We start from the raw sequence: 3,334 nt of genomic DNA, 5'->3' as shown, positions 1-3,334 counted from the left end.
AAGAAAGTTGTTCTTTGAAAACTAGATAAGAAAGTTAGTAAAGTGCGGTATAAGTCTTTGACTTGTACCAACCAAGTAAGAACCGAGAATCAACTGAAAGTAACCTTTCAACTAACCGATACGGCCATCGCTGGCTCGTAGACGTTAGGAACATACCCGTGGTGTGTGCGTAAGCACAACAAACCACATGGTTAAGTTAGAAAGGGCGCACGGTGGATGCCTTGGCACTAGGAGCCGAAGAAGGACGGGACTAACACCGATATGCTTTGGGGAGCTGTACGTAAGCGTTGATCCAGAGATTTCCGAATGGGGGAACCCACTATCTTTAGTCGGATAGTATCCTTATGTGAATACATAGCGTAAGGAAGGCAGACCCAGGGAACTGAAACATCTAAGTACCTGGAGGAAGAGAAAGAAAAATCGATTTCCTGAGTAGCGGCGAGCGAAACGGAAAGAGCCCAAACCAAGAAGCTTGCTTCTTGGGGTTGTAGGACACTCTATACGGAGTTACAAAAGAAAGTGGTAAACGAAGTGGTCTGGAAAGGCCCGCCAAAGAAGGTAACAGCCCTGTAATTGAAATCATTTTCCCTCCAGAGTGGATCCTGAGTACGGCGGAACACGTGAAATTCCGTCGGAATCCGGGAGGACCATCTCCCAAGGCTAAATACTCCCTAGTGACCGATAGTGAACCAGTACCGTGAGGGAAAGGTGAAAAGCACCCCGGAAGGGGAGTGAAACAGTTCCTGAAACCGTGTGCCTACAAGTAGTTAGAGCCCGTTAATGGGTGATAGCGTGCCTTTTGTAGAATGAACCGGCGAGTTACGATTTGTTGCAAGGTTAAGCGGAAAAAGCGGAGCCGTAGCGAAAGCGAGTCTGAATAGGGCGCATGAGTAACAGGTCGTAGACCCGAAACCAGGTGATCTACCCATGTCCAGGATGAAGGTGAGGTAATACTCACTGGAGGTCCGAACCCACGCACGTTGAAAAGTGCGGGGATGAGGTGTGGGTAGCGGAGAAATTCCAATCGAACCTGGAGATAGCTGGTTCTCTCCGAAATAGCTTTAGGGCTAGCCTCGAGGTAAAGAGTCGTGGAGGTAGAGCACTGTTTGGACTAGGGGCCCTTCTCGGGTTACCGAATTCAGATAAACTCCGAATGCCATGTACTTATACTCGGGAGTCAGACTGCGAGTGATAAGATCCGTAGTCGAAAGGGAAACAGCCCAGACCACCAGTTAAGGTCCCAAAATATATGTTAAGTGGAAAAGGATGTGGGGTTGCATAGACAACCAGGATGTTGGCTTAGAAGCAGCCACCATTGAAAGAGTGCGTAATAGCTCACTGGTCGAGTGACCCCGCGCCGAAAATGTACCGGGGCTAAACATATTACCGAAACTGTGGATGAACCTCTTTGGAGGTTCGTGGTAGGAGAGCGTTCTAAGGGCGGTGAAGTCAGACCGGAAGGACTGGTGGAGCGCTTAGAAGTGAGAATGCCGGTATGAGTAGCGAAAGACGGGTGAGAATCCCGTCCACCGAATATCTAAGGTTTCCTGGGGAAGGCTCGTCCGCCCAGGGTTAGTCGGGACCTAAGCTGAGGCCGATAGGCGTAGGCGATGGACAACAGGTAGATATTCCTGTACCAGTGCTAGTTGTTTGAGCAATGGGGTGACACAGAAGGATAGGGAATCGCACGGATGGATATGTGCGTCCAAGCAGTGAGTGTGAGAAGTAGGCAAATCCGCTTCTCGCGAAGCATGAGCTGTGATGGGGAAGGAAATAAAGTACGGAAGTTCCTGATTTCACGCTGTCAAGAAAAGCCTCTAGTTAGACGAGTACTGCCCGTACCGCAATCCGACACAGGTAGATGAGGAGAGAATCCTAAGGTGAGCGAGAGAACTCTCGTTAAGGAACTCGGCAAAATGACCCCGTAACTTCGGGAGAAGGGGTGCTCTATTAGGGTGCAAGCCCGAGAGAGCCGCAGTGAATAGGCCCAGGCGACTGTTTAGCAAAAACACAGGTCTCTGCAAAACCGTAAGGTGACGTATAGGGGCTGACGCCTGCCCGGTGCTGGAAGGTTAAGAGGAGTGCTTAGCTTCGGCGAAGGTACGAATTGAAGCCCCAGTAAACGGCGGCCGTAACTATAACGGTCCTAAGGTAGCGAAATTCCTTGTCGGGTAAGTTCCGACCCGCACGAAAGGCGCAACGATCTGGGCACTGTCTCAACGAGAGACTCGGTGAAATTATAGTACCTGTGAAGATGCAGGTTACCCGCGACAGGACGGAAAGACCCCGTGGAGCTTTACTGCAACCTGATATGGAATGTTTGTACCGCTTGTACAGGATAGGTAGGAGCCGAAGAGACGTGAGCGCTAGCTTACGAGGAGGCAATGGTGGGATACTACCCTGGCTGTATGACCATTCTAACCCGCCACGCTTAGCGCGTGGGGAGACAGTGTCAGGTGGGCAGTTTGACTGGGGCGGTCGCCTCCTAAAGAGTAACGGAGGCGCCCAAAGGTTCCCTCAGAATGGATGGAAATCATTCGCAGAGTGTAAAGGCACAAGGGAGCTTGACTGCGAGACTGACAAGTCGAGCAGGGACGAAAGTCGGGCTTAGTGATCCGGTGGTTCCGCATGGAAGGGCCATCGCTCAACGGATAAAAGCTACCCCGGGGATAACAGGCTTATCTCCCCCAAGAGTCCACATCGACGGGGAGGTTTGGCACCTCGATGTCGGCTCGTCGCATCCTGGGGCTGTAGTCGGTCCCAAGGGTTGGGCTGTTCGCCCATTAAAGCGGCACGCGAGCTGGGTTCAGAACGTCGTGAGACAGTTCGGTCCCTATCCGTCGCGGGCGCAGGAAATTTGAGAGGAGCTGTCCTTAGTACGAGAGGACCGGGATGGACACACCGCTGGTGTACCAGTTGTTCCGCCAGGAGCATCGCTGGGTAGCTATGTGTGGCAGGGATAAACGCTGAAAGCATCTAAGCGTGAAGCCCCCCTCAAGATGAGATTTCCCATTTCTTCGGAAAGTAAGATCCCTGAAAGAAGATCAGGTAGATAGGTTTGGAGTGGAAGTATGGCGACATATGGAGCGGACAAATACTAATCGATCGAGGACTTAACCAAAAGAATGGCATTCTGGTTCTAAACGGTCACGCACAGACCGACTTTCTTATCTAGTTTTGAGAGAACAGCGTTCTTTCGATGAAAAACATTGTCTGGTGGTTACGGCGAAGAGGTCACACCCGTTCCCATCCCGAACACGGAAGTTAAGCTTTTCAGCGCCGATGGTAGTAGGGGGCTTCCCCCTGTGAGAGTAGGTCGTCGCCGGGCAATGTA

The 3,334-nt window shown here is 51.4% G+C and carries 2 rRNA genes; both read left to right on the top strand.

Annotated features, from left to right (window positions below):
- The first annotated feature begins 189 nt into the window (after positions 1 to 189).
- Positions 190 to 3,121, top strand: a 23S ribosomal RNA gene (locus DUK53_RS16770).
- A gap of 91 nt (positions 3,122 to 3,212) precedes the next feature.
- Positions 3,213 to 3,328 (top strand): 5S ribosomal RNA (gene rrf / locus DUK53_RS16765).
- The last annotated feature ends 6 nt before the right edge of the window (positions 3,329 to 3,334 follow it).

Source organism: Listeria sp. SHR_NRA_18, assembly GCF_003856515.1.
GTDB lineage: Bacteria > Bacillota > Bacilli > Lactobacillales > Listeriaceae > Listeria_A > Listeria_A newyorkensis.
Note: the sequence above shows the minus strand (reverse complement) of the source record. Positions and strands in the feature narration are given on the sequence as shown.